The 25084-nt window shown below is 62.6% G+C and carries 21 protein-coding genes and 1 pseudogene; 18 read left to right on the top strand and 4 right to left on the bottom strand.

What is annotated here, in order from left to right; all coding sequences use genetic code 11:
• Positions 1-24 precede the first annotated feature (24 nt).
• The 6 genes and pseudogenes from FYJ85_RS12775 (at position 25) to FYJ85_RS12755 (ending at position 6802) form a co-directional block, all read left to right on the top strand.
• Positions 25-867 carry a thioredoxin family protein gene (locus FYJ85_RS12775; protein WP_206213162.1) on the top strand — a complete coding sequence of 281 codons (843 nt, stop codon included), beginning with the start codon at positions 25-27 and terminating at the stop codon, positions 865-867.
• A 4-nt stretch (positions 868-871) separates the two neighbouring features.
• Positions 872-1213 (top strand): annotated as a pseudogene (locus tag FYJ85_RS24430) (protein-disulfide reductase DsbD domain-containing protein); the annotation flags it as partial.
• A 138-nt stretch (positions 1214-1351) separates the two neighbouring features.
• Positions 1352-2404 carry a cytochrome c biogenesis protein CcdA gene (locus FYJ85_RS12770; protein WP_235903187.1) on the top strand — a complete coding sequence of 351 codons (1053 nt, stop codon included), beginning with the start codon at positions 1352-1354 and terminating at the stop codon, positions 2402-2404.
• Between the two features lie 148 nt (positions 2405-2552).
• Positions 2553-3239: a DUF2293 domain-containing protein gene (locus tag FYJ85_RS12765; protein ID WP_106055298.1), complete on the top strand. Its 687-nt coding sequence runs from the start codon at positions 2553-2555 to the stop codon at positions 3237-3239.
• Between the two features lie 64 nt (positions 3240-3303).
• The gene (locus tag FYJ85_RS12760) at positions 3304-4473 is read left to right on the top strand and encodes an aminotransferase class V-fold PLP-dependent enzyme (RefSeq protein ID WP_106055299.1); all 1170 of its coding nucleotides are present in this window, start codon (positions 3304-3306) and stop codon (positions 4471-4473) included.
• Positions 4474-4747: 274 nt separating this feature from the next.
• Positions 4748-6802: a PPC domain-containing protein gene (locus tag FYJ85_RS12755; RefSeq protein ID WP_154419005.1), complete on the top strand. Its 2055-nt coding sequence runs from the start codon at positions 4748-4750 to the stop codon at positions 6800-6802.
• Positions 6803-6916: 114 nt separating this feature from the next.
• Here FYJ85_RS12755 and FYJ85_RS12750 read toward each other — a convergent pair whose 3' ends face one another.
• Together FYJ85_RS12750 and FYJ85_RS12745 are read right to left on the bottom strand one after the other, a co-directional pair.
• Positions 6917-8050 carry a M14 family zinc carboxypeptidase gene (locus FYJ85_RS12750; protein WP_154419003.1) on the bottom strand — a complete coding sequence of 378 codons (1134 nt, stop codon included), beginning with the start codon at positions 8048-8050 and terminating at the stop codon, positions 6917-6919.
• A complete protein-coding gene (locus tag FYJ85_RS12745; protein WP_154419001.1) occupies positions 8047-8940 on the bottom strand; it encodes a LysR substrate-binding domain-containing protein in 894 nt (297 codons plus the stop codon). The genes FYJ85_RS12750 and FYJ85_RS12745 overlap by 4 nt, the downstream gene beginning before the upstream one ends.
• Before the next feature lie 228 nt (positions 8941-9168).
• On the opposite strand from FYJ85_RS12745, the gene FYJ85_RS12740 reads away from it, so the two are divergent.
• Genes FYJ85_RS12740 through FYJ85_RS12720 form a run of 5 tightly spaced genes read left to right on the top strand, consistent with a single transcriptional unit; the run spans position 9169 to position 13843 of the window.
• Entirely contained in the window at positions 9169-10146 is a 978-nt protein-coding gene (locus FYJ85_RS12740) for a GntR family transcriptional regulator (protein WP_154418999.1), read from the top strand.
• A gap of 26 nt (positions 10147-10172) precedes the next feature.
• Complete coding sequence (locus FYJ85_RS12735; protein ID WP_154418997.1) at positions 10173-11243, top strand: Gfo/Idh/MocA family protein; 1071 nt, start codon at positions 10173-10175, stop codon at positions 11241-11243.
• Between the two features lie 9 nt (positions 11244-11252).
• Positions 11253-12155: a Gfo/Idh/MocA family protein gene (locus FYJ85_RS12730; RefSeq protein WP_154418995.1), complete on the top strand. Its 903-nt coding sequence runs from the start codon at positions 11253-11255 to the stop codon at positions 12153-12155.
• Between the two features lie 28 nt (positions 12156-12183).
• Entirely contained in the window at positions 12184-12936 is a 753-nt protein-coding gene (locus FYJ85_RS12725) for a glucosamine-6-phosphate deaminase (RefSeq protein ID WP_106055306.1), read from the top strand.
• Positions 12929-13843, top strand: coding sequence for an N-acetylglucosamine-6-phosphate deacetylase (locus FYJ85_RS12720; RefSeq protein WP_106055307.1), 915 nt, complete (start codon positions 12929-12931; stop codon positions 13841-13843). The genes FYJ85_RS12725 and FYJ85_RS12720 overlap by 8 nt, the downstream gene beginning before the upstream one ends.
• 8 nt (positions 13844-13851) lie before the next feature.
• Here FYJ85_RS12720 and FYJ85_RS12715 read toward each other — a convergent pair whose 3' ends face one another.
• Positions 13852-14532: a helix-turn-helix domain-containing protein gene (locus FYJ85_RS12715; protein ID WP_154418993.1), complete on the bottom strand. Its 681-nt coding sequence runs from the start codon at positions 14530-14532 to the stop codon at positions 13852-13854.
• A gap of 4 nt (positions 14533-14536) precedes the next feature.
• The gene (locus FYJ85_RS12710) at positions 14537-15613 is read right to left on the bottom strand and encodes a GntR family transcriptional regulator (protein WP_154418992.1); all 1077 of its coding nucleotides are present in this window, start codon (positions 15611-15613) and stop codon (positions 14537-14539) included.
• 343 nt (positions 15614-15956) lie between these two features.
• On the opposite strand from FYJ85_RS12710, the gene FYJ85_RS12705 reads away from it, so the two are divergent.
• The 7 genes from FYJ85_RS12705 (at position 15957) to FYJ85_RS12675 (ending at position 25083) form a co-directional block, all read left to right on the top strand.
• A complete protein-coding gene (locus FYJ85_RS12705; RefSeq protein ID WP_154418991.1) occupies positions 15957-16643 on the top strand; it encodes a prepilin-type N-terminal cleavage/methylation domain-containing protein in 687 nt (228 codons plus the stop codon).
• A gap of 25 nt (positions 16644-16668) precedes the next feature.
• Positions 16669-19953 (top strand): hypothetical protein, encoded by a 3285-nt coding sequence (locus FYJ85_RS12700; RefSeq protein WP_154418990.1) that lies wholly within the window; start codon positions 16669-16671, stop codon positions 19951-19953.
• Between the two features lie 108 nt (positions 19954-20061).
• On the top strand, positions 20062-21060 hold the full coding sequence (locus FYJ85_RS12695) for a metallophosphoesterase family protein (RefSeq protein ID WP_206213161.1): 999 nt from the start codon (positions 20062-20064) through the stop codon (positions 21058-21060).
• A 118-nt stretch (positions 21061-21178) separates the two neighbouring features.
• Positions 21179-21967 (top strand): glycosyltransferase, encoded by a 789-nt coding sequence (locus tag FYJ85_RS12690; RefSeq protein ID WP_154418988.1) that lies wholly within the window; start codon positions 21179-21181, stop codon positions 21965-21967.
• Positions 21964-23091 (top strand): glycosyltransferase family 4 protein, encoded by a 1128-nt coding sequence (locus FYJ85_RS12685; protein WP_106055315.1) that lies wholly within the window; start codon positions 21964-21966, stop codon positions 23089-23091. Before FYJ85_RS12690 ends, FYJ85_RS12685 begins: the two co-directional genes overlap by 4 nt.
• A complete protein-coding gene (gene rfaP, locus FYJ85_RS12680; RefSeq protein WP_106055316.1) occupies positions 23084-23893 on the top strand; it encodes a lipopolysaccharide core heptose(I) kinase RfaP in 810 nt (269 codons plus the stop codon). Before FYJ85_RS12685 ends, rfaP begins: the two co-directional genes overlap by 8 nt.
• A 209-nt stretch (positions 23894-24102) precedes the next feature.
• Positions 24103-25083 carry a substrate-binding domain-containing protein gene (locus tag FYJ85_RS12675; RefSeq protein ID WP_106055317.1) on the top strand — a complete coding sequence of 327 codons (981 nt, stop codon included), beginning with the start codon at positions 24103-24105 and terminating at the stop codon, positions 25081-25083.
• The last annotated feature ends 1 nt before the right edge of the window (position 25084 follow it).

Below are 25084 nucleotides of genomic sequence, written 5' to 3'. Positions count from 1 at the left end.
ATGATAATTAAGGAGGAGATCATCATGAAAAAAGTTGTATTGCTGTTTTTGTTCGCTTTGTTCATCCTGTTGCCGTCGCTCAAAGCGAATCCGCCTGACGGAAGCTGGTTCACAAGTTACACAAAAGCCGCAGAAACGGCAAAAGAGAAAAATCTGCCAATTTTCGTCTTTTTCACCGGATCGGACTGGTGTCCGGTCTGTAAGGAATTTACTGCCAAAGTGCTGCAATCCCAGAAGTTCAGAGAGTATGTCAAAAACCGGGTTGTCCTGCTCTATATTGATCGTCCGAGAGACCTGCAACTTCCCGACTGGCTGGAAAGGCAGAATCAGTTGCTCGAAGCAAAATACGGAATCGAAGGTTTTCCGACTGTGCTGCTGCTCACTGCGGATGGAGAAGTGCTCGATACACTCGGGTACTCTCCCCGGGCCGATTTTGTGGACATGCTGAATGCCGCACTGCATCCAATGGCAGAAAAAGATTACAAACCGCTGGCCGGCTGGCAGGTGAATTATCAGCAGGCTCTGAAACTTGCCGAGGAGAAAAAACTTCCGATCATCATGGTGTTTAATGGTTCCGATTGGAATACGGGACTCAATAAATTCCAGAAAGATACGTTGGCGGGGAAGGAATTTGAAGAATTCGCCGCCGGGAAAGCTATCCTGCTTTATATCGATTTTCCGCGCGGCATCCGGATTCCGCGTTCAATCGTCAGACAGAACATCGAATTGTTGAACCAGTATAAATTCAAGACTCTGCCGATGACCTACGTTTTAAATCCCGAAGGCAAGGTGCTTGGAGAAGTCAAGGATGTTCTGGAGACAAACGAATATATTTCACAGCTGAAAAAAATCCTTGACCGGAAATGAGACAATGAAACTGCTGTTGAAAACAAGTCTGGTCCTGTTTCTGCTCTGTTTTGCCTTATTTCGGGCCGGAGCGGAAGCCTCTCAACCATTTGAGTGGTCAGCGCGTACCGAAGGAGATCTTCTGATGCTGACCGCCGAGGTTGCTCCCGGTCATTATTTTTACGCAAACAGCTCGTTTGAGATTAAAGTCAGCGGAAAAGACGGCAGTACGGCAACTCCGGAGGCGGTTCCTGTTCCAGTGAAAACCGATGATGAATTCATGGGTAAAGTGAATATCTATCCGGAGGGAAAATGGGTTTGGACTTTCCGGGGGGCACCTCCCTTCACGGGAACGATCGATTATCAGGGCTGCCGTAAATCAATCGGTGGAAAATCGGCGTTGTGCTTCAGGCCGAAACGGTTTTTCATCGCACCCGGGGAAAACACCGTCATAAATTCGGAAATGCCGAAAAACACATCTGCTTCTCGGCTTGACCGTTTTGTTTTGGAGCGGAAGGCGGTCGGACTTCAGAGCGTCGCGGAATTCCGGGAGTTCCTGGCTCCGACCGGCGGCGAAATTCAAACGGAAAAGAGCGGCATGTTCGACGGCGTCGGCATCTGGCTCGTCATTCTGCTGACGCTGGTCGGCGGGCTCGGGCTCAACCTGACGCCGTGCGTGCTGCCGATGATTCCGGTGAACCTTGCGATCATCGGGGCGGACGGAGCCGGGCGGACGGCCGGATTCCGGCGCGGCCTCGCCTACGGCATCGGCATGGCGGCGGCCTACGGCATCCTCGGCGTCGTCGTGATCCTGACCGGCGCGCGGTTCGGAGAGCTGAACTCGTCGAGTCTCTTCAATTTTGTGATCGCGGCCGTTTTCGCCGTGCTGGCCGCCGCCATGTTCGGCGCGTTCAACCTCGATTTTTCCGGCAGGGTGCGGATCAGCCCGAAGAAGCTCCGGGGCGGCAAAACCGTCATCGCCTTCGTGATGGGAGCGCTGGCGGCACTGCTGGCCGGCGCCTGCGTCGCGCCGGTGGTGATCGGTGTGCTGCTCTTCTCGGCCGAGCTCTACAACGGCGGGAACTATTTCGCCCTCGGGCTGCCGTTCCTGCTCGGAATCGGCATGGCGCTGCCGTGGCCGCTGGCCGGAGCCGGGTTCGGCGTACTGCCGAAGCCGGGCCGGTTCATGGTCGTCGTCAAGTATGCTTTCGGAGGAATCATCGTGCTCGCGGCCGCCTGGTATGCGTGGACCGGTTTCACGCTGCTGCCCGGCAAATTCTCCCCGCAGGAGGAGCTCGTGAACCTCGACCGCCGGCTCGAAGCCGCGCAGCTCTCCGGCAAGCCGGTGCTGATCGATTTCTGGGCGACCTGGTGCAAGAACTGCAAAGAGATGGAGCGGGACGTGTTCCCGGAGCCCGAAATCAAAACGCTCATGCAGAAGTACGAAGTCGTGAAGTTCCAGGCGGAGAAGCCCGGAGCACCCGAGGTCAGAGCGATCCTCGACCGTTACGACATCCCGGGGCTGCCCGCCTTCGTCATCCTGTCGGAGAAGCGGTAAGTTCCCTGCGCCGCCGAAGTTCAAAAGCCGCGTCCCGTTCCGGGGCGCGTTTTTTTATGCGGCCGCGCAGTTCCGGTTGCGGAGAGCACCCGGAGCATGTATATTACCGGCCCCGCCGGGAGAAGTCCGGCGGAGTCACGGAGAGATCATGAAAAAAGAAGAATACACCGTCTGGCGGAATCCTCGGGGGAACGGTCTTCTGCACGACGGGGAAAGCGTAACTCCCCCCGAAGGCTGGGAATTCGTTCCGAGCGGGGACGCGGGGCTGACCCGCCGCCTGAAAATGGCCGGTGAATGCTGGGTCATGGTTCACCGGCGGCGCAACCGCATCGAGGCCGTCGGGCTCTGGACCTCCGCCAGACGGGCTGCGGCGGTCCGCGCCGAACTCGAACTCGAACGCCGGGACCCGGCCCGGCAGCGCAGGCTTGAGGCGGACAAACGCCGCCGCGAAGCAAAACAGGCCGCATATACGGTCGAATTCAGGAATGCGGTGGCCGCCTATCTGCATTTCGCCGAACGCTGGTCCGGCCTCGAGGCGAAGCTCGCCGCCGCCGTGACGGAACACGCCGTTCCGGTCGGCAGCGGAACCGTGGCGCGGACGCAGCGGATTCCGCTTGAACGCCGGGCCGAAGCGGCCGTCATCGCCTGGATGCGGCACCGGACCACCGCCTACGACCATATGCGGATCGCCCGGGTCAAAGGCGAACGGCGCGAAGTCCGGAGGCAGCTGGCCGAGCGTTCCCGCCGGCTGCTTGAGCGCTACCGTTCCGGCGAAGAAGCGGACCTGCGGAACTGCCCGCTGGCACAGGCGCTCGGAGAGAGCGGAGAAGCTTGACTTTTCCGGACGGCATGGTATAGTAAGCTCTTTCACCACAAGCATTCAAGAGAGATGAGATACCATGAAAAGCGTGAAACTTCAGAAAAGGCCGGACGAACCCGTCCTCCGGCGCATGACCGAAACCGCCCGGAAGCTCGTCGAACGGCAGAAACTCCAGATGGGCTACCCCTTCGACCAGGAGACGAATCTCACGGGATTTTACGAGTGGCTGCTTGAAACCGGTTTGTGCAATACGACGCTGATCAGCGTCGGCAGCCCCTACAAAGAGGCGTGGGATATGCTGCACGTCGATGAGTTCGAGCGCGAAGTCGTCGACTTCGTCGCCGGAACTTTCGGTTTCCGCGGCGGCCACTGGGGCGTCGTCACCAACGGCGGGACGGACGGCAACCTGCACGGGATCTACTTCGGGCGCAAGACGCTCGAGGCGAAATCCGAACTGCCGCCGATTCTTTACGTTTCGGCCGAAGCGCACTATTCCGTGCAGAAGCTCGGGGACATCCTGCGCATCGAAACGCGCATCATCGGCGTCCATCCGACCGGTCAGATGGACATCGAAGACTTCCGCCGTCAGCTGGACCCGACACGCCCGGCGCTCGTCGCGATCGCTGTCGGCGGCACCTTCAAAGGCGCGATCGACGACCAGCGCGCCATCGACCGCGTGCTGAAGGAGGTCAAGCCGCCGGCCTGCTACCGCCACCTCGACGTCGCGCTGTTCGGCGGTTACCTGCCGTGGCTTGACGACCCGGCTGCCCGCGAACTCGTCGACCAGGCGGCGATGGGATTCGACTCCCTCGCGGTTTCCGGGCACAAGTTCTTCGCGCTGAATGAGCCGGCCGGCGTGTTCCTCTGCCGGAAAGAGATTCTGCAGCATCTGACCAAGCTGACCGTGCCGTACCTCGGCGGTATCGTCATGCCGACCATCAGCTGCTCGCGGAGCGGATTCGACGTGCTGAAACTTTACTGGCGGATCATGACCACCGGGCCGGCGGGGTTCCGGGCCGAGGCGAACCATGTTCTCGCCATGACGGCGAAGCTCCTTGCCGCCCTCGCCGCGCGCGGCGTCGAAGCGCATGCGAACCCGTGGTCGAACACGGTCTATTTCCGCCGTCCGCGCGAGGAGGTCGTGCACCGCTGCTGCATGGCCTGTTCCGGAGAGTTCTCGCACGTCGTCGTCATGCAGTACTTCGACGAAGAACTGGTCGAGCGCCTCGCCGACGAAATCGCCGGCTGACTCCGAATCCGCCTGCTGAAGTGTGAAATGCGAGGGCGGCGTTTCATTTTCCCCCGAACCTTCTTCCGCCCTGCCGGACGCCGTTCCGGCAGGGCGGCGGGAGAGTTCTCCGGCGGATACAGCTTTCTGTCTTTTCAAAAAGCATGGCCCGTCTTCGTTCCGGATACAGGTTCGGGAACGGAATGACCGCATGATTTGACAAATTCTTAAATCGTGTTATTTTACTCCTGTCCCGAGCAAACACGGAATTATGAAAAATACGGGAGGCGAAATCATGGCTTCTTACGACGACAGCAACTGGCGGGATCTGCCGGATCATTACAGGCTCAAGCTCGACAATGTCGGCAGTACGGCGGTTACGGAACTGATGCCGGGCGAGTATGTCGGCAACGGCGACAATGTCGATTTCCGGCAGATCACGGTTGCCGAAAGCGGACTTTATTCGTTTCACTTCTACAACCTGACCAACCCGGCGGAGCTGACCGTTTACGCCGAGGAAAACGGCAGACTGCGGGAACTCGAAGATGAGGACGGCAAGCGGGGGGAGAACATCATCCTCGACCCGGTCCGGCTTTATGCGGGGCGGACCTACTACATCGCCGTCCGCCCGGAAGGGATTTCGCATCAGCAGGGCGCAAGCTACACGGTCGGCGTCACCCGGAGCGGCGGCGGGCAGAACCCCGGCGGCGAAGACGACGACTGGACGACGGCTCCGCGCCTGGTCGTGCCGGGTTCCCGGCAGAAGGTCGATATGGACCTCGTCGAGGACGGCTTTATCGGCGGCGGCGACGAAATCGATTTCCGCCGCGTCACCTTTGAAAAGGACGGCACCTACACCATCAAGCTCGACGACCTGCGCGGCAGCGCGAAACTCACGCTTTACCGGGTGACGGGGGGCGGAATCGTCGAGGTCGCCTCCGTCACCGGCGGCCGGAGGCAGGACGGCGTACTGCGCAATCTCGACATCGGCGCGGGGGAGTATGTGCTGTCGGTCGAGCCCGGCGCCTCCGGCGCTCCCGGCACCGGATACGAGGTTGAGATCGAAGGCGTCGTCCACAGCGGCTCCGGCAACAACGCCGACGACACGTGGCTGAATGCGCCGGCGATCACCGTCGCGCCGGACGCCGCCGGCAGCATCGACGCCGATCTCATCGAAAACGACTGGGTCGGCTACGACGACCTGATCGACTGCCGCAAGCTCGACATCACCGATGCGGGGGTCTATCGCTTCACGCTCGACGATCTCGACGGCGATGCGAAGCTCACGCTCTACACCCTGAAAAACGGCAGGCTGAAAAAGCTCAAGACCGCCTCCGGCAAAGCCGGCAGGGACGGCGTTATCGCAAATCAGCTCCTGGAGGGCGGCACCTATTATCTGTCGGTCGAGGCATCGGGCAGGACGAAGAAGGGCGGCACCGAATATGATGTCGATGTTTCGGGAACCGCGTTCACGAAGGGCGACACCTCCGACGACGACTGGCGGAACGCGCCGGAAATCGCCGTCGACGGCGGCAGCGGCCGGGTGGACCGGACGCTGATCGACAACGGCTGGATCGGTTACGGCGACCTCGTCGACTACCGGGAGGTCACGCTCGACACGCCCGGGATCTACCGTTTCGAACTCGACGATCTCGACGGCGATGCGAAGCTCACGCTCTGCACTCTGAAAAACGGCAAGCTCAAGAAGCTCAAGACCGCCTCCGGCAAAGCCGGCAGGGACGGCGTCATCAGGGAGCTTCTCCTCGATGCCGGGACCTACTATGTCGCGGTCGAAGCGTCGGGCAGGACGAAGAAGGGCGGCACTGATTACGATGTCGAAATCATCGGGAGCACCTTCACGAAGGGCGATGTGACCAATAATGATTTCAGTTCCGCGGACGAATTGCCGTCCGGCGGCGTCGCCCGGGGCTGGGTCGGCTTCGGCGACGCGAGCGATTATTATCGCTTTTCGCTGGACCGGAGCGGATTCCACGATTTCGCGCTGGCTGCCGAAAAGGGCGGGGCGACGCTGACCATCTACCGGGAAATCGGCGGGAAAATGAAGGTCGTCAGGAAAATACAGGCCGGGAAAGCGGTCGCAGACCTCGAACTCGACCGCGGAACCTACTATCTTCAGGTCCAGTCGGGCGACAAGGGGAAAGGGAAGAAGAACACCGACTACGAGATTCTGACCGATCTCGCGGCGGCGCCCGCATCGCTTGCATACGAGCCGCTGCCGGGCATCCCGGAATCGGTTCTGACGGCGGCGCCGGATCTGGATTTCGGCGCATCCGCCCTCGAAGCTGCGGCCCCGGAAGGCTGGATGCGCGGCATGCCGGCGCTTGCCTGATCCCCTTTCTGAACTCGTTTCGGTTTCGGCCGAAGCGAGTCCGTCACGAAACCGGGACGAAGTATGCGTCTCGGATTTCCACCGCAGTTCCGGGCGGCCGCCCGGGAAAAGCGTTCAGGACAAGGCGGAGGCCGTCTGCAGCTCTCCGTGCAGATACCGGAACAGCGCCCGGGCGATGGATTCCCCGTAGAGGAGCATTGCATGCCGGTCGACCGTGACGTCGCCGAAATTCGCAAACGGAATCTCGATGGTCTGGGCGTTCCGCACGAACGGCAGCGTGGCGGCGTAATGTTTGATCGTCATTCCCCCCGCATAATTTTCGGCTGTGTTCCAGGAGGTGCCGAACGGGAGGTTGTTCTTCTTGAAATACGGCGCTTCGGGGATGCGCTCCTCCTCCAGCAGATCCGCGAAGCGGTCCAGTTCCGCATCCATTCCGGCATGGCCGGTGCCGACCATGTAGGAGACTTCGTTTGTATCGCCGCCGCGGATCCAGGGGCAGTGCAGGTCGAGCACGAATTCCGGCCTGATCCGGCCGATCAGCCCGCGCAGCGCGACCGTCTCCGGATAGAGTCCCGGCTCCTGATAATCGCGCGCGTGGTCATGCGGCATGCGGTTCTTGCCCTGGTCGCCGTCCTCGACGCCGTCCTTGTCGGCGAACGGGACCGCATGGAGGGCGACATGCCGCCGGAAACCGCGCCCGGACTCCGTATCCGCCAGGGCGAAACGCAGAATTCCCTCGAGCGCGTGGGTCGCCATCATCTCCCCCGCGTGGTGGCGGGAGGTCAGCAGAACGGCGTGCTCCGGCTCCCCCTCGCGGATCGTGACAAGCTCCACCTCGCGCCCCTTCCGGCTTCTGCAGAGCGTTCCGGCATGCAGAGCCGGATTCTCCTCGAACTCCCGGAGGAACGCCCTGAAATCACGTTCGAGATACTGCATGCCCATGCAGAAGAGGACCGTCTGCCCGGCGGCGGGACACGCATAGTCGAATTCGCGGCTGTTCTCCCGGTACTCCGGGTAAAGCCAGCGCCAGCTTTTTCCTCCGTCGAGGCTGACCGCCGGGCCGTGCGTGCCGACTTTGTTGTCGCGGACGAAGCGGAAATGCCAGTTCCCCGCTTCCGGAAGCACTGCCTGGAAGCACCAGTAAAACCAGTCTCCCGCGGTGTCCCGCAGTTCCACATCCAGCTCGACATTGCGCCCGTTCACGGAAACGACTTCGATGTTTCCGCCCGGAATCCGGTTTGTGATCATGATTTCTCCCTGTCGTTTTCCATATGACACCCGTATTTTTCCCGAACCAGGCCGATCATGGCCTGAAGCGGGGGTGAAAACATCCGGTCCGGATTGGTCAGAAAGCCGGTTTCGACGCTGCAGCCGGTTTCGAAAGCGGGAGCCGCGACGCCGGGCGGCAGACTCCCCAGATAGTAATCCGGTATGATCGAGAACCCGAGATTCCGCTGCACATACGCAATCAGCGTGGTCGTATAACGGGATTCCACATAAAAGCGGTTTTTCTGCAGATACGGCATGTTCCGGAACACCGTGCTGCGGATGGAGTCGTAGGAGTGCGCGAGAAACGGCTCCTTCGCCAGCAGCTCCGGCGTGATTTCCGGCGCCTTCGCCAGCGGGGAGAGCACGGAACAGATCAGCACCAGGCGGTTCCGGTACATCGGAACGTAAAGCAGCTCCTCCCCGTCATATCCCTGAATTCCGAACATGATGTCGAGCGAACCGTTCTTCAGGTCGGCAAGAAAGGAGTCTTTTTCCCGGACGGACGGCTCGATGCCGGGATGCCGCCGGATAAGCTCGGTCAGCAGGTCCGGCACCACGTTTCCGGACGTGTACGGCCCGCAGCCGATGCAGAGCCTGCCGGAGATGCGATGCCGGAACGAGCTCATTTCCGCCTGCAGATTTTCGAATCCGGCCAGCAGAGCGCCGGCCCGTTCGCGGAGAAATTCTCCGGCCGGCGTCGGAACCAGGCGGCCGCCGCTCCGGTCGAACAGCCGGCAGCCGAGTTCGTCCTCCAGCTGCCGCAGCTGCTTGCTGACCGCCGGCTGGGTGATGCAGAGCTGCCGGGCGGCCTGCGTTACGCTGCCGCACTCCATGACCTTCCGGAAATATGCGAGCTGTATGAAATTCACGGGGAAACCTCGCCGTTTCTGCTTTTTATACAATATATCCTGCTTCCGGCAAAAAGAAAATGATTTTTTCTCATCCCGGCCATAACCCGGAATTATAACGCCGTGCAGCCGGCCGGACTGTCCGGCGAACCCGGTTTTTTTGCAATTTTTCGGGTTTGTGTGTTGCAAAATTAAACTAGGTCAATTATAATATAACAAAGTGACATAGTTTTAGAAAGGAAAAGCAGGATGCGCCAACAGCCGTTTCGGGAGATTGCGCGGGAATTGACGCGGCGGGTGAGGGAGGGAATCTATGTGCCGGATTCGGCGCTGCCTCCGCGCCTTGAGCTGATGCGGGAGTTCGGAGTGGCGCGGGCGACGCTGGACCGGGCGATCCGCGAGCTGATGAGCGACGGAGTGCTGATCGGGCGGCATGGCTCCGGGACGTATGTGAACGGCTCCGGCGTCGGGCGGCGCCGGGTGGCGGTCATCGGCGGCATCAATCCGGAGGAGGATATGGGGACGCCCTTCGACCTGACGGTGATTCCGGTGTCGGAGCTGAAGGTGAAATCGGCATGGAAACGGCTGTTCGACTTCGACGGGCTGCTCTGGATGCGGCCGGAGGCGGAGCTGCTGCCGGTCATCGACGCGGTGGGCGGGCAGCTGCCTCAGGTGCTGGTCAACCGCGTTCATCCCGGAACCGCATATGTTTCGACCGATCACCGCGGCGCTTATCATGCGATCACGAAGGAGCGGCTGGCGCTTTATCCGGCGGCAAAGGTGTTTTTTCTGCGTTCGTCCCTCAACTCCCTCGCGCTCGATTACCGATTCGACGGTTTTGTCGACGCCTGCCGCGAGCAGGGAAGATTCTATGAGCTGCTGCATATGCCGACGGAGTTTGAGGCGAAGCTGGCGCTGCTGCACGAGAGAATCCCGGTTGCGCCGGGCGAAATGCGGATTCTGGTGGCGGATGCCCGCGCCCATACCGGCGCGGTCATGCGGTTCGCCGCCGAGCGCGCGGCCTGCTGGAAGCGGGAGCTGCTTTACAGCGACTTCGACAACGACTACGGCAGGGATGTCTGGGGGGTTGAAGTGACGAGCTTTCTGCAGGAGCCCTCCCGGCTGTTCCGCGAGGCGGCGGCGAAGCTCGGGCGCATGCTCGAGGGCGGCGACGACGGGGAAGAGGGCGTTCTGATCGCGCCGGAGCGGCGCGACGGGGATACTTAGTGTTTTACAGCAAGGGGGAAGGAAAGATGGGCGAACCAATTCGGGTGGGAATCGGCGGGCTCGGGCGCAGCGGATACGGCATCCATGCCGAGTATCTGAAGGATGATCCGGATTTTCGGATCGTGGCGGCGGCGGACGAGCTGCCGGAGCGGCGGAAGGATGCGCAGGAACGGTTCGGCTGCCGGACCTACCGCTCGTATGCGGAGATGCTGGCGGCCGGCGGTTTCGAGCTTTTCGTGAATGCGACGCCGAGCCGGTTTCACGTCGAGGCGTCGCTGGCCGGGCTGAAGGCAGGATACCATGTGCTTTCCGAAAAGCCGTCGGCGACCACGCTGGCGGAATTCGACCGGATCACGGCGGCAGCGGAGGAGCATGGAGTGCTGTTCTTCCCGTTTCAGAACTCCCGCTTCTATCCGTATTTCCGCAAAATCCGCGAGGTGATCGCCTCCGGCGTGCTCGGGGAGATCATCTGCATCCGCAGCAACTGGAGCGGTTTTGCGCGCCGCTGGGACTGGCAGACCCTTCAGCGCGAATGCGCCGGGAATCTGCTGAACACCGGCCCGCACCCGGTCGATCAGGCCGTGGTGCTGTTCGGCGACGCATATCCCGAGGTATTCTGCCGGATGGCCGCATATCACTTCGATTTCGGCGGCGACGCCGACAACTTCTGCGCTTTGACGCTGTACGGGAAGGGGCGTCCGACCATCGAAGTCCAGGTCAGTAGCTTTCTGGCCTACCCGCAGGGGGAGCAGTACAACATTCAGGGCACCTGCGGCGGGCTTTCCGGCGGCCCCGCCGAACTCCGCTGGAAGTATTTCGATCCGAAGTCCGCGCCGAAGCATACGCTCTGGAAACCGTGGAGTTTCGACCGGCAGTACTGCAGCGAAACGCTCGACTGGCAGGAGGAAAGCTGGCGTTTCGCCGAGGCGTCGTCGAATGCGAACGGCTTTGTATCGCTGAGCCGCGGCGTCTACCGCAATCTGTACGGGGTTCTGCGGAACGGGGCCGGGCGGGAGATCACGCTTGAACAGGTGCGCCGCCAGATTTTCGTCATGGAAGAGGCGCACCGGCAGAATCCGCTGCCGGTTAACGAATGAGGTAAAAGTATGAGTGAGATGAAGATCGGCATGGTCGGGCTCGATACGTCGCATGTGACCGGATTCGCGGATTGCTTCAATCTGCCGGAACACCGGTTCCACCTGCCGGGGGCGCGGATTGCGAAAGCGTTTCCGGGCGGCAGCGCCTTGTTTTCGCTGAGCCGCAGCCGGGTCGGGCAGTTCACGTCGGAACTGCGCGGGAAGTACGGCGTCGGAATCGCCGGTTCGATCGAAGAACTCGCCGGGCTCGACGCCTATTTTCTCGAAAGCGTGGACGGCGCGCAGCACCTGGAACAGTTCAGGCAGCTGGCGGAGTTCGGAAAACCGGTTTTTGTCGACAAGCCGCTGGCCTGCTCCTACGCCGACGCGAAAGCGATCTTCGAGCTGGCGCGGGAGAAGGGGATTCCGCTCATGACCGCGTCGAGCATGCGGTTCGCCGCCGGAGTCGGCGACGTGCTGCCGGCGGGCGCCGCGGTGTTCGCCGCCGAGGGCTTCGGCCCGCTTGCATTCCTGCCGGATTACCGCGACTACTTCTGGTACGGCATCCACACGGCCGAGATCGTCTACCGCTATCTCGGGCGCGGCTGCGAGGAGGTGCGGAGCATTTCCGGCAGCGGAATCGAGCTTGTGACCGGCCGTTGGAAGGACGGCCGGATCGGGCAGATCATCGGCAACAGCGTCGGCAGCGGCAACTTCGGCGTCCTGCTGGTCACCGGGGAGGGGCACCGCGTTTCGGTGCAGAACGCCGATATTCCGTATATGTTCCCGATGGCGGCGGCGATTCTGGAATTCTTCCGGAGCGGCGTCTCGCCCGTCGATCCGGCCGAGAGCCTCGAGATCATCGCGTTTCTCGAGGCGGCGAGCCGCAGCCGCGCTTCCGGCGGAAAAACGGTAACGCTTTCGGAACTGTGAAATTTGAAAAGAAGGAAAGGAAATCCCGATGAAAGTCCGCATCTTTGACGACAAACGTTCCCTCGGCGCGGCCGCGGCCGCGGCCGGAGCGGAGAAACTGCGCGCGGCCATCGCCCGGAAAGGGGCGGCCGCCATCATTCTGGCGACCGGTGCAAGCCAGTTCGAAATGCTCTCGAGTCTGCTTGCGGAGCCCGGCATCAACTGGAACGCCGTCTCGATCTTTCATCTCGACGAATATATCGGGCTGCCGGTCGATCATCCGGCCGGCTTCCGCAGATACCTGTGGGAGCGGTTCGTTTCGAAGCTGCCGGTTCCTCCGGCGGCGTTTTACCCGGTCGACGGCAGCGCCGCCGATCCGGAACGGGAGTGCGAACGCCTCGGGAAGATTCTGGCGGAACACCCGGTTGACGTCGCTTTCATCGGCATCGGCGAAAACGGGCATATCGCCTTCAACGACCCTCCGGCCGATTTCGAAACGGAGAAGCCGTACCTCATCATCACGCTCGATGAAAAGTGCCGCCGCCAGCAGCTCGGGGAGGGGTGGTTTCCGTCGCTCGACGATGTGCCGAAGCGGGCGATTTCGATGGGCGTCCGCCGGATTCTGAAGAGTGCGGCGATCATCAATACGGTGCCGGACCGGCGCAAGGCCGAAGCGGTGAAGGGGGCGCTCGAAGGAGAGGTCACGAACCTCTGTCCCGCGTCGATCCTGCGCACGCACGCGGATGTGACGACCTTCCTCGACCGCGGTTCCGCTTCGCTGCTGGAGAGGACGCATGCGTAATCCGGGCTGGATCGATCTTCAGGTCAACGGCTGTTCCGGCATCGATTTTTCGAGTCCGGAGCTGACCGGGGACGACTTTCTGCGCGCGGCGGAGCGGGTGCTCGAAAGCGGCACCGGGTGTTTTCTGCCGACGCTGATCACGAGCCCGTTCGGCCTCTACCGCCGCAACCTCGGCGTGATCCGGCGGGCGGTCGTCCGGCACGGGCTGGAGCGGGAAGTGCCGGGCGTTCATCTCGAAGGACCGTTCATTTCCGCCGATCCCGGCGCGGCCGGGGCGCACAACCCGGACTGGGTCGTGCCGCCGGATCCCGAAAAAGTCGAAGCGCTGCTCGATCTGGAGCCGGGTTTCGTGAGGCTCGTCACGCTCGGGGCCGATGCGGAGAACGCGGCCGGCGCGGTTCGCCTTCTGCGTTCGCGCGGAGTGGCCGTGTCGGTCGGGCACCACCTGGCGGATTCCGGTGAAATCGCCGCCGCCGCCGATGCCGGGGCGCAGGCGCTGACCCACCTCGGCAACGGCGTGCCGGGCATGGTTCCGCGCCACCGGAATCCGATCTGGGCCGGACTGGCCGAGGAGAGGCTTTCGGCCATGATCATCACCGACGGTCACCATCTGCCGCCGGAACTGATCCGGGTGATCTGCAAAGTCAAGGGCGCCGCGAAGATCATCGTCACGAGCGACGCATCGCCGGGGGCGGGGCTGCCGCCGGGGCCGTGCCGCGTGTTCGGCAGCGATGCGATTCTCGAACCGGGCGGACGGCTTTACAATCCGGCGACCGGCTATCTCGCCGGGTCGGCGGTCATGCTGGCGGAGTGCATGCGCCGCCTCGAATCCCTCGGCATTTTCAGTGAGGCGGAGCTCCGCATGGCCGGGCGCGACAATGCGCTGAAGCTGATCGGGCCGGCATAGGCCCGGAGTCACGCGCCGGGGAGGCGGGAGAGTTCGCGCAGCGCGGCTTCGGCTTCGGCGGAATCGGTTCCGCACAGAAGCACGGTCTCCTCGTCGACGGCGGCGGCGCAGTTCCCGCCGTAGCGAAGGAAACGTGCGCGGCGGATCGGGGCAAGCGCCTCGGCGATCCGGCTCCGGTCGCCGCCGATCTCGGGCCAGACCGTTCCGCCCGGAATTCCCAGCTCCCAGACCAGGTGGACCCGGCGGGTTTCGGGGGCCAGGGCGAAGAGCAGCCGCCCCGCCGCCGAGCTGTAGAGGTCGTCGATGCGCGGCGGATATTCCGCCGTCGTCTCGCGGCCCGTCCCGTCGAAGGCGAGGAGGACGGTCCGTCCGGGGCCGAGCCGTACCGAGAGTGAGGCATCCGTCCCGAATTTTCCGGCGAAGGCGGCGAGGGGAGCGGCGAAAGCCGCGTGAAGTTCCGGCCGGTAGCGGCTCCCGGCGAACAGATAGGCTGCGGACGGGCCCGGCCGGTAGCCGCCGCGCCGGGACGCCTGTTCGATAAAGCCCGTATCGGCGAGGTCCTGCAGCAGCCGCCGCGCGGTCGAGACGTTGAGCCCGAGCTCTTCCGCCAGCGCGGAAGGGGCGGCGGAACCGTCCCGGCGGCGGGCGACGGCGAGCAGGAGTTCCAGAGCGTCCCGAACGGCTTTCATGGATTCAGAACTCCCGCAGCTTCAGCGGCCACACGGTGGTCTCCGGAATCTCCCTCGCCAGAAAGAACTCCCGCAGCGTTTTCGCGGCGGCCCCCCACTCCGGCTGGAGAAAGGTGTAGTGCAGCTTATGTTCCGCCTGCCACGCCGTCGGCAGCGTGAAGCTGAACAGCCGCGGGCTGCCGATCGACCGGTGGAACGTTTCTCCCAGCGCCGAGAGCGGATTGATGTAACCGGCCAGGTCGATGACCGCCCGCGGCCGGAGCCGGGTCAGCTCCTCGCGCAGGACCAGCGCCGTCCAGCGCGGGAACGGAGCCAGCGGCAGGATCAGCAGTTCGTCCCCGGTGGGTTCCCGCCCCATCCGTTCGGCGATCGCCGCATAGTGGGTGCTGTATACCGACTGGGTCGGGTCGCCGGAGAGGATCAGCAGGCGTTCGCGTTCTCCGGCGGAGAGGCTGTCGAAGATCCGGTTGATCCCCGCCGCGTTGTCGCCGCGGATCACCGGTGAGTGCAGCCCGAACGGACGGCGATGGATCAGCAATTGGCGGAACTCCTGCTGCTCGAGCCGCGCGACGAATGCGATTTCGCGGTAGCCGACATAGAACCAGACCAGCGTATCGAGTTCGTTTTCGCGGATCATGTCGTTCGGGTCCCCTGCGGCATATTCGAGCCACTGCTCGTAGGTGAAGATGGTGAGTTTTCCGGCGGCGCTGACATTGCCGACGACTTCGGCGAGCACGTCGCGGTTGTTCCAGACGACCTCGGATTCGGAGTCCCACGGCGACAGGACGATGCCGATCTTCTTCGGTTTTCCGCCGCGCGCGAGCGGCAGCTGCGACGGGGCGCGCACGACATAGGTTCCGCAGCCGCTCCGGGATTCGAGCAGCCCTTCGCGGGCCAGGGCGAGCACCGCCATGCGGGCGGTGACCTGGCTCACATTCGCGGCTCGCGCGATTTCGCGGTTCGACGGCAGCCGGCCGCCGACCGGCACCGGCGTGTCGGCGATGTAGAAGCGCAGCTTGTCCGCGAGCGAACGCGCGAGTTCTCCGTGCGGCACAGCCGTGTTGATTTCGAGATTCATCATCGATCGGCACTTTCCTGTTTTTCGGAGCTTTTCCGAGCCTGTTCCCGCTTTTATTATACCGGATTCCGCCCCTGATGTCAAGCCGGATCGGCTGTTATCCGGCTTAAACTGAAATAAGCCGCTTTAAGTTGGATGCGCCGCGCGACGCTCATTCGCTTTAAACCGGTTTTCAATGAAAGATGAATATTTTTTGTGGCTTAAAGCGGCTTATTTTGATTCAAGGCGTTTTTTCCGGTTTTCATCTTGACGGCGGGGGATTTTTTTCCTATAATAAACGTGACGGACGAAAATTCCGGCCTGTTCCCGCCGCCCGGATCAAAATTTTATGGAAGGATGAACGACAATGAAAAGACGCTTTACCCTGATCGAATTGCTGGTCGTAATTGCGATCATCGCGATTCTCGCCGCCATGCTGCTGCCGGCGCTGAACCAGGCCCGCAGCCGTGCCAGAGGCACCGCGTGTCTGAACAACCTGAAGCAGTCGATGCTGTATGTGCAGATGTACTGTGACGATTTCAACGGCTCGATCTGGGTCAACAACGAGTCTACGCACCAGTGGGACCATTCCCTGATCGACGGCGGTTACATCAGGGCGGGCGATTTGCGGAGTCTGCGCTGCCCGGAGGTCGGGCAGGACCCCGACGACTCAAAATCGGATAAGCCGTACGGAGGCGCCGGCCGGACGTTCGGCTGCAATTACGTCGCCGCCCGGAGAATCGACGGCGCCGATGTCCGAGGCGCGGCTTCGCCGGGATACCGCATCGACGGGAAAAACACCACGCTGACGATCGCGCGGATCACGAACCCCGCCGACTTCATTTTCCTCGCGGATACGCGGCAGAGGAACGAGCTCACCAGGATGCTCTCTTTGCTCTACGCGCTCTCGAACGCCTGGAATTCGGCAGGATTGTTCTCCGCATCTCACGGCAGTTATGTCGTGGTCGGCTGGGCGGACGGCCACGCCGGTTCCGCCGGTGACGGCGTTCTGCGCGAAAAGTATTGCAGCTCTTTTCTTTATGCCGGCATGTGAGCGGATCGAACGGAAGGAAATCTGGATGATGCATAAGAAACTGATCGCCGGCATGCTGGTGCTGCTGGCCGCGGCGGCGGCGCCTGCCGCGCTGCTGCCGGCCGGAGTGGAGTTCGATGCGTGCGGGAACCTCCGGTTCTCCGACGCTCTGATGCGCTGGGTCCTGTTCAAGCCCGGCTGGCGTTCCGAACGGATGGAGCCGGCGAAATTCCGGCCGGATGCCGGATATCCACGGCGTGCCGCCGGGGAATTCCGTACCGCCGGAGAGTGGACGTCCGCCCGGTTCCGGGTCGAAACCGCGGCGGTGGCGGAGGGGGCGGAGCGGTTCCGCTGCCGCAGCCGCCTCGAGGCTTCCGGGCCGGTCGAGGGGGAGGCGCTGATGCTGATGCTGACGACTCCGGCCGGACGCGCCGGGAGCGTCGCGGTCGACGGGAAAAAGGTGGAGGTCCCGGAGGAGTTCCGGGAGTCGCAGCTGTTCCGTGCCGCCCGGGCGAAGTCGCTTTCGCTCGTGCTCGGCGGGCGGCTCGTGACGTTCTCCGGCGACTTCGGGTTGCTGATTCAGGACGACCGCAAGTTCGGCAGCGGGGAGATCCAGTTCCGGCTGTTTCCGCCCGGAATCCGTTCCCCGTTCCGCGCGGCCGAGCTGGAGCTGTCGGTCACCGTTGAACCGCTGCGTGCCGCGCCGGTAAACCTTTCGGGCGTTTTCAATATGGGGTTCCGCGACGACGAGGCCGGGGACGGCCGGGGCGGATGGACCGACCAGGGGCCGTCGAACGACCTGCGGATGATGAAACCGGGCCGGCTTACAGTGCTCGGCGCCCCGTTCGATATCGCCGATCCCGCGGAAGACGGCGGAAAAGCCTGCCTCGTGCTCTCCGCCGGAGACGGGAGGTTTCCCGCGTCGGCCGATGTGCCGGTGAACGGGGGCGGCGTCCTGTATCTGCTGCATGCGTCGGCCTGGACACCGCAGCCCCGGCTGCCGGTCGGAAAGATCATCGCGGTGTATGCCGACGGCACGAAACGCGAATTTCCGGTGCTTTCGGGTCAGGATTGCGGGAACTGGTGGCAGCCGGCGCCGCTGTCGAATGCAGCCGTCGCCTGGACCGGTGAAAACGCCGAATCGTTCGTGGGGCTCTATCTGTCGCAATTCGAACTTCCCGGTTCTCCGGCTGCTCTGCGGTTCGAAGCCGCTCCGCCGTCCCGGAACGGAGTTTCGCCGCTCTGGATGATCGCCGCCGCGACCTTCGGCAGCCGGGCGCTCGATTTGCGGCAGCTGGAGACGCCGGTCTATTACGTTGCCGGGAAACAGTGGATTCCGCTCGAATTCGACAACCGGGTCGAGCCGGGCTCTCCGCTCGACTTCTCCGCCGCGCTCGATGCGCCGGCCGGTAAATACGGCCCGGTCACCGCCTCGGGGCAGGGGCATTTCGAGTTCCGCGACCGCCCCGGGGAGCGGGTTCGCTTCTTCGGCCCGAACCTCGTCGGCAGCTCGAATTTCCTGTCGAAAAAGACGGCGGATGAATTCGTTGAAAAGGCGGTCCGGATGGGCTACAACACCGTGCGGTTCCACCATTATGAAAATGAGCTGCTGGAACCGGGCGCTCCCGATTCCGTGACCTTCGATCCGGAAAAACTCGACCGCTTCTTCTATCTGTTCGCAGAGCTGAAAAAGCGCGGCATCTACCTGACGCTCGATGTTTACGCGAGCCGCTGGCTGGTTCCGGGCGACGGCATTGCGGAGTGTCCCGAACGCACCCGGTTCGCCATGAAGGCGCTCGCCCCGGTCAGTCCCACCGCCATGGCGAACTGGAAGGAGTTTGCGCGGCGGCTGCTGACCGCCCGGAATCCGTACACCGGCATGACACTCGCCGAAGACCCGGCGCTTTACTGCGTGAACCTGATGAATGAAGCGGTTCTCGCCCAATGCTGGGACGAGTGGCCGCAATTGATTCCGGTCTACGAGGCGAAGTATGCCGAATACCTGAAGCGGAATCAGCTCGACACCCCGGAGAACCGGGCCTCGCGCGGCGGGCTTTTTCTGGAATTCCTGAACTCTCTTCAGGAAAAATGCATCGCCGAGCAGAGCCGGTATCTGAAGGACGAGCTGAAGATGGCAGCGCTTGTGACCGACCTGAACTTCCTGAACAAAACCACGCTCGCCGGTATGCGCGGCGGACTCGACCTGGTCGACAACCACCAGTATTGGGATCATCCGCGTTTTGCGGCGAATCCGTGGCGGCTGCCCCATCTCTATGCGCAGGGCTCCTCGATCGGCCGGAAGGCGCACCTGCCGCGCAATATGATGCCGGTGCGCGTTTTCGGGAAGCCGTATATCGTCACGGAATTCAATTTCTGCAACCCGAATGTCTGGCGTGTCGAGGCCGCGCCGCTGGCCGGCGGCTATGCCGGGCTTCAGGACTGGGACGGGCTTTACCGCTTCGCGTGGTCGCACGACCGGCGGTACATGGAAAAGACGGAGCAGCCGATGGGGTTCGATCTCGTGAACGACCCGCAGGGCCAGCTTGCCGAGCGGATCATCCATATGCTTTTCATGCGCGGCGACGTGAAGGCGGCCGCTCCGGCCTTCGCCTTCGAATGGTCGCCGGAACTGGTACGGGGCGTGAAGAACTTCGGGGAGGCGGCCGATTATCCGGACGAATTTTCGCTGCTCGGGCTGTATGCCCGGATCGGCACGCTGAATGCCGCCGCCTCTTTTCCCGGCGTCCGGAAGCTGGAGACGGGGAACCTCGGCCGGCAGTCCGCGCTCCCGGCCGCGGCCCGGAGCGCTCTCGAACGGCTGAAGGAGACCGGCCGGATCACCTCCGCCACCGGGGAGATCACGCTCGATGCGCCGGCGAAAACGCTGTCGGTCGTCACGCCGAAAAGCGAAGTGTTCACCTTCCGCCGCGAAGCTTCCGGAACTTTTGCCGAACTGCGGAACGGAACGGTTTACCAGACCGTCGCATTGCTGTCGCTCGACAACCGTCCGCTGGCGGAGAGCGGACGCATTCTGCTGATTCACCTGACCAACCTCGGCGCGACGAAGCAGAAATTCTCGGACGGGCGGCTCTCCCGCCTGGAAAGCTGGGGAAAACCGCCGCTGCTGCTTGAAAAAGGAAGGGTCGAAGTCGCCCTGGCGCTGCCTTCCGGCGGCAGGGTCGAAGCATTGAAGCTCGACGGCACGCCGAATGGTGAAATCCCGTCGGCGTACACGGACGGGCGGCTCCGGTTCACTGCGGATACCGCTTCGCGCCCCGGCGGCGTCATGGCCTGCCTGATCACCCGGAAAGAACAGAATGAAATCCGATAGCGACGGGAAAGGCACCGGCGAATAGTCGCCGCAATCGGCATCATGCGGGAAAATGCGTCCGGCGGAACGGACGCATTTATCCGTTTCAATAGAGGGAGTTTTGTTATTTTGAGCATCCAGCGTGTAAAATTCACCGCATTTGCGGATCTTCATCATCATCCCGGCGTTTTCTACTCCTCGCCGGAAAAGCGGCTGGACCGGATTCTCGAACGGGCCGGGGAGGAGAAGGTCGATTTCATGATCCACCTCGGGGATTTCTGCCATACGCCGGAGAAATATGTCGATTTCGTCCACCGTTACGACCGTTCCGGAATTCCGGCCTATCACATGCTCGGCAACCACGAGTGCGACGAGTGCCCGGTCGAAGCCGTCAAGCGGATTTACAACATTCCGCCGTGCGGATATTATCATTTCGACTGCAACAATTTCCGCATGATCGTGCTGGACCCGAACTACTATTGTCTCGACGGCCGGTACATCCATTACGAGCTGAAGAATTACTATTCGTACGGCGGCCGGCTGCCGTATCTGCCGCCGGAACAGATCGCCTATCTGCGTGAAACGGTTCTCGGGTCGCCGTACCCGTGCATCCTCTTCAGCCACCAGAGTTTCGAGCGGGCGGTCCACGGCGTGAAGAACCGCGGCGAGGTTTTGAAGATCGTGCGGGAGTCGCAGCGGACGCCCGGCCGCGTCGTGCTCTGCATCAACGGGCATCACCATGTGGATTATCTGCGCTTCGTCGACGGGGTGCCGTTTCTCGACCTCAATTCGACGACGCATTTCTGGTGCGCCGAATCGCACCGGCTCTTTCCGGAGGCGGTTTACCGGGAAGCGCGGCTGGCCGGTAATACGGTCATTTACGACGAACCGGTCCACGCGGTGATCACGCTGCAGAGCGACGGCCTCATCGAGATCGCCGGAATGAGCGGCAGCATGATGTTCGGCGTCACGCCGGAGATGTTCGGCGCTCCCCGGGTTGACCCCGACGGCCGGGAAATCACGGCGGACTGCTCCAGCGTCCGGCTCCGGCTGGAGCCGTTTGCCGCGAATCGCCGGAAGGTTCGCGCGGCGGCAGCCGTTTCCAGTTCCGCACTGTCGCCGGCGTGAAGCTGAAATTCCTGTCTTTTGCGGATTTTTCCGGCGGTTGCTTGTCAAATCGATAAAAAAGGGTATATTATTCAGGAAATATGGATTGACAGTACATTCAGGAATACGGGCGGGCAGAATGCAGAAGCCGGAAGTAACCATTATCATACCGAATTACAGGACCGTCGACCTGACGAAGCTCTGCCTGCGCTCTTTGCGCCGGCATACGAACCTCGAACGGGTCCGGGTGATCGTCGTCGACAACGATTCGCAGGATGCGTCGACCGAATACCTGCGTTCCGTCGAATGGATCAGGCTGATCGAGCGGCCGCCGGTCCCGGGCGAAACCGGTCCGGAGATGCATGCCCGCGCGCTCGATCTTGCGCTTGCCGAGGTCGATACGCCGTATTTCATGGTCATTCACACCGACACGATCGTCATCAACGACCTCTGGCTCGATTTCCTGATCAACCGGATCATCGCGTCGCCGAAGATCGCCGGGATCGGAAGCTGGAAGCTTGAGCTCGTATCACGCTGGAAGCGCGCCGGCAAAGCGTTCGAGACGTTTTTCCGCCGGCTTTTCGGCCGGAAGAGCCGGAAGGAAGTTCTCTACCTGCGCAGCCACTGCGCGATGTACCGGACCGATCTTGTCCGGGAGGTCGGGCTGGGGTTCTTCGACGGCGACACGGCAGGCAAGTCCCTGCACCTCGCCCTGGTGAAGGCCGGGTACGACATGCGCTTCATCGAGTCGCCGGAGCTCATGAAATTCGTCCGGCACCTGAATCATGCGACCATGATCCTGAATCCGTCCCCGAACGATCGCAAGACTTCGAAGCCGGCGGCGCGTCAGCGGATTGAGCGCGAGCTCGAATCGCTGCACTGCCGGGAGATCCTCGCCGACGACGAGCTGGATCGAATCGTGCCATGAAGCTGCTGTTCCCGATCTTCCGTTATTTTCCGCACGGCGGGCTTCAGCGCGATATGCTGCGCATCGCCGAGACGGCCGTGAAGCGCGGTCATGCGGTCACCGTCTGCACGATGAGGTGGGAGAGCCCCGACGCGCCTCCCCCCGGCGTGACGCTCAAACTGCTGCGCGGCCGGGGATTTTCGAATCACGCCCGCGCGCGCTCGTTTGCCGCGGCCGTCCGGCGGTTTGCGGCGGCGGAGAAATTCGACCTGATTTTCGGGTTCAACCGCATGCCGGGGCTCGACTTCTATTTCGCGGCGGACAACTGCTTTGCGAAAAGCGCCGCGCGCCACCCTGTGCTGGTGCTGGCGCTGCTGCCGCGTTATCGAACGTTTCTCGCCTATGAGCGGGCGGTTTTTCTGCCGGAGTCAAAAACGCGCATTCTGTATCTGACGCCGAACCAGAAGCGGGATTTTATGGAGGTGTACGGAACTCCGGATGAACGTTTTACGCTGCTGCCTCCCGGGATTCCGGCCGACCGCCGCCGCCCCGGAAACGCCGGCGAGGTCCGCGAACGCAAGCGCGCGGAGCTCGGCGTCATGCCGGATGAGACGCTGCTGCTCGAAGTCGGTTCCGGCTTCCGCACGAAGGGAGTGGACCGGACGCTCCGGGCGCTCGCTTCCCTGCGCGGGGCCGCGGCGGAAAAGACGAAACTCTTCATTGCCGGGCGCGAGTCGAGCGGCCGGTTCGCGGCGCTGGCGGCCGATCTGAAGTTGACGGGCCGCGTGACTTTCGGCGGCGGCCGCGACGATGTGGCCGAGCTGCTGCTGGCGGCCGATCTGGTCGTGCATCCGGCCCGGAACGAGGCGACCGGCACGGTGCTGGTCGAAGCGCTGGCGGCCGGGACGCCGGTGCTCTGCACGGAAAACTGCGGATTTGCGAATTATGTGACGGAGTCGGGCGGCGCGGTTCTGCCGGAACCGTTTGACGAAGGTGCGTTCGAGCGGCTGCTCGAGGAGATCCTGACCTCTCCCGGGCGTCTGGAGACGATGCGGAGCGCGGCGGAGGCTTACGGGGCGTCGGCTGATTTTTACCGGCGGGCCGATGCGGCCGTCGACTGTCTGGAGGAGGCGGCAAATGGCTGACCATATCGATCTGGCGCCGGAGTTTGCGGCGGCGTGGAAGGGGCGTGATCCGTTCGAGGCGGTTTCCGAGCTCGAGGGCGAGGTGTTCCGCAAGGTCAAGAGCCGCCGGACGTTCCGTTTCGAGTTTGGCGGGAACGGATATTTTGCGAAGATTCATCACGGTGTCGGCTGGCGTGAAATCATTAAGAACTGGCTGATGGGCAAGCGTCCGGTGCTCGGGGCGCAGAACGAGTACAACGCGCTTGCGCTGCTGCACAGGGTCGGCGTGGATACGATGACTTCGCGCGCCTACGGGTGCCGGGGGAGGAATCCGGCCCGGATCGAGTCGTTTCTGATTACGGCCGAGCTGAAGGATATGACGAGTCTGGAGGACTTCTGCCGCAACTGGCCGGAGAACCGGCCCGCGCCGCGGCTGCGCCATGCGCTGAACCGGCGGCTCGCCATGATGGTCAAGGGGATGCACGATGCGGGGCTGAACCACCGCGACTGTTATTTGTGCCATTTCCTGCTGGACAATGCGACGTGCGCGGACGAGCTGCCGCGCCTGTACGTGATCGACCTGCACCGGGCGGAGATCCGGAAGCGGGTGCCGTACCGCTACCGGGTGAAGGACACGGCCGGCATCTGCTTCTCCGCCATGGATATCGGACTTACGCGGAACGACCGGTTCCGCTTCATGAAGATCTATTCCGGGAAAACGCTGCGCGATACGCTGCGCGAGGACGCGGGCTTCTGGCGCGCGGTCGAGTCCGCCGCGACGAAGCTCTACAACAAGGAGCTGCGCCGGCAGGGAGCGAAATAGGGGAGCGAAGCGGCCGGGTCCTCTGATTGGGTGGTCAGGCTGTTTCGCCTCTGCCTCCGGCAGCCGGGCGCTTTGGCTCTGCTCCCGGACCGGCTGGCGCCGGGCGTCGTTTTGGCGAGCATGTGAACGGACTTGTTGGAAAATCCTCTGTTCCGGGGTTGCTATTTTGCTGCTGCGGCGCTACTGTATGCCGGGGAAAGGGACTCTTTATGGCACGCACCTGGGTGGCAATCGGAATTCTGCTTTTGTCGGCCGCGCTGTTTTCAGCGGGGCTCGTCCGTAAATTTGCAACTCTCCGGCACTCCGAAACCGTACCGCGGAAAATCATCACCGTCATTCCGAAGGGCGTCGAAAATCCGTGGTGGAATCAGGTCCGGCTCGGCGCCCTGGCCGGAGCCGCCGGGACTCCGTACCGGATGGTCTGGACCGGTCCCGAGCTTGAGAGCGACCATATGCGCCAGATCACCTGCATCGAGGATGCGCTGACCCGGAATTCGGCCGCACTCGTCATCGCTCCGAACGATTCGAAAGCGCTCATTCGCCCGGTTCTGAGAGCGATGAAGAGCACTCCGTGCGTCATCATCGATTCCCCGCTCGGGAAAATGAACGGCCTGCCGCTCGTCGGCACCGACAACTCCGCCGCCGGCGAACTCGGCGCCCGGCTGGCGGCGCGCGCGATCGGCGGTCACGGCCGGATTCTCGTCGTCAACCACCTCCGGAACTCCGAATCGACCGAGGAGCGTGCCCGCGGCTTTATCGAAACGATCCGGAATCTCTATCCCGCGATTGAGATCGTCGAGTCGCCGTTCGGGGAGAGTTCGCTGCGCAATGTGCGCCCGCTGGTGACCGACCTCCTGATCCGGCATCCCGGCATCGACGCGATTTTCACCGTCAATCTCGATACGTCGGAGGGTGCTTACCGGGCCCTGCTGAACGAAGGTCTGGCCGGCAAGGTCCGGCTGATCGCCTTCGACTCTTCGGCGCTGCTGCTCGACGGCGTGCGCCGCGGCAATGTCGAGGCGATCATCGCGCAGAATCCGTTCGAGATCGGGCGCCGGGGCGTATTGCGCGCGCTGGAGATGTTGGAAGGCAAGGATGGGGAGACAGTTACGCCGATTCCGGTTTTCGTGGTCAACCGTTCGAATCTCGATGAGATGATCAGGTCCGAACCGGCGGCATTGGGGTTGTGAA

This window comes from Victivallis lenta (assembly GCF_009695545.1).
GTDB classification, from domain to species: Bacteria; Verrucomicrobiota; Lentisphaeria; order Victivallales; family Victivallaceae; genus Victivallis; species Victivallis lenta.
Note: the sequence above shows the minus strand (reverse complement) of the source record. Positions and strands in the feature narration are given on the sequence as shown.

Excerpts from the sequence above, each read along its gene's own strand:
- FYJ85_RS12775 (WP_206213162.1), top strand. The coding sequence starts at position 25 with ATGAAAAAAGTTGTATTGCTGTTTTTGTTCGCTTTGTTCATCCTGTTG.
- FYJ85_RS12765 (WP_106055298.1), top strand. The coding sequence starts at position 2,553 with ATGAAAAAAGAAGAATACACCGTCTGGCGGAATCCTCGGGGGAACGGT.
- FYJ85_RS12760 (WP_106055299.1), top strand. The coding sequence starts at position 3,304 with ATGAAAAGCGTGAAACTTCAGAAAAGGCCGGACGAACCCGTCCTCCGG.
- FYJ85_RS12755 (WP_154419005.1), top strand. The coding sequence starts at position 4,748 with ATGGCTTCTTACGACGACAGCAACTGGCGGGATCTGCCGGATCATTAC.
- FYJ85_RS12750 (WP_154419003.1), bottom strand. The coding sequence starts at position 8,050 with ATGATCACAAACCGGATTCCGGGCGGAAACATCGAAGTCGTTTCCGTG.
- FYJ85_RS12740 (WP_154418999.1), top strand. The coding sequence starts at position 9,169 with ATGCGCCAACAGCCGTTTCGGGAGATTGCGCGGGAATTGACGCGGCGG.
- FYJ85_RS12735 (WP_154418997.1), top strand. The coding sequence starts at position 10,173 with ATGGGCGAACCAATTCGGGTGGGAATCGGCGGGCTCGGGCGCAGCGGA.
- FYJ85_RS12730 (WP_154418995.1), top strand. The coding sequence starts at position 11,253 with ATGAGTGAGATGAAGATCGGCATGGTCGGGCTCGATACGTCGCATGTG.
- FYJ85_RS12725 (WP_106055306.1), top strand. The coding sequence starts at position 12,184 with ATGAAAGTCCGCATCTTTGACGACAAACGTTCCCTCGGCGCGGCCGCG.
- FYJ85_RS12720 (WP_106055307.1), top strand. The coding sequence starts at position 12,929 with ATGCGTAATCCGGGCTGGATCGATCTTCAGGTCAACGGCTGTTCCGGC.
- FYJ85_RS12715 (WP_154418993.1), bottom strand. The coding sequence starts at position 14,532 with ATGAAAGCCGTTCGGGACGCTCTGGAACTCCTGCTCGCCGTCGCCCGC.
- FYJ85_RS12710 (WP_154418992.1), bottom strand. The coding sequence starts at position 15,613 with ATGATGAATCTCGAAATCAACACGGCTGTGCCGCACGGAGAACTCGCG.
- FYJ85_RS12705 (WP_154418991.1), top strand. The coding sequence starts at position 15,957 with ATGAAAAGACGCTTTACCCTGATCGAATTGCTGGTCGTAATTGCGATC.
- FYJ85_RS12700 (WP_154418990.1), top strand. The coding sequence starts at position 16,669 with ATGATGCATAAGAAACTGATCGCCGGCATGCTGGTGCTGCTGGCCGCG.
- FYJ85_RS12690 (WP_154418988.1), top strand. The coding sequence starts at position 21,179 with ATGCAGAAGCCGGAAGTAACCATTATCATACCGAATTACAGGACCGTC.
- FYJ85_RS12685 (WP_106055315.1), top strand. The coding sequence starts at position 21,964 with ATGAAGCTGCTGTTCCCGATCTTCCGTTATTTTCCGCACGGCGGGCTT.
- rfaP (WP_106055316.1), top strand. The coding sequence starts at position 23,084 with ATGGCTGACCATATCGATCTGGCGCCGGAGTTTGCGGCGGCGTGGAAG.
- FYJ85_RS12675 (WP_106055317.1), top strand. The coding sequence starts at position 24,103 with ATGGCACGCACCTGGGTGGCAATCGGAATTCTGCTTTTGTCGGCCGCG.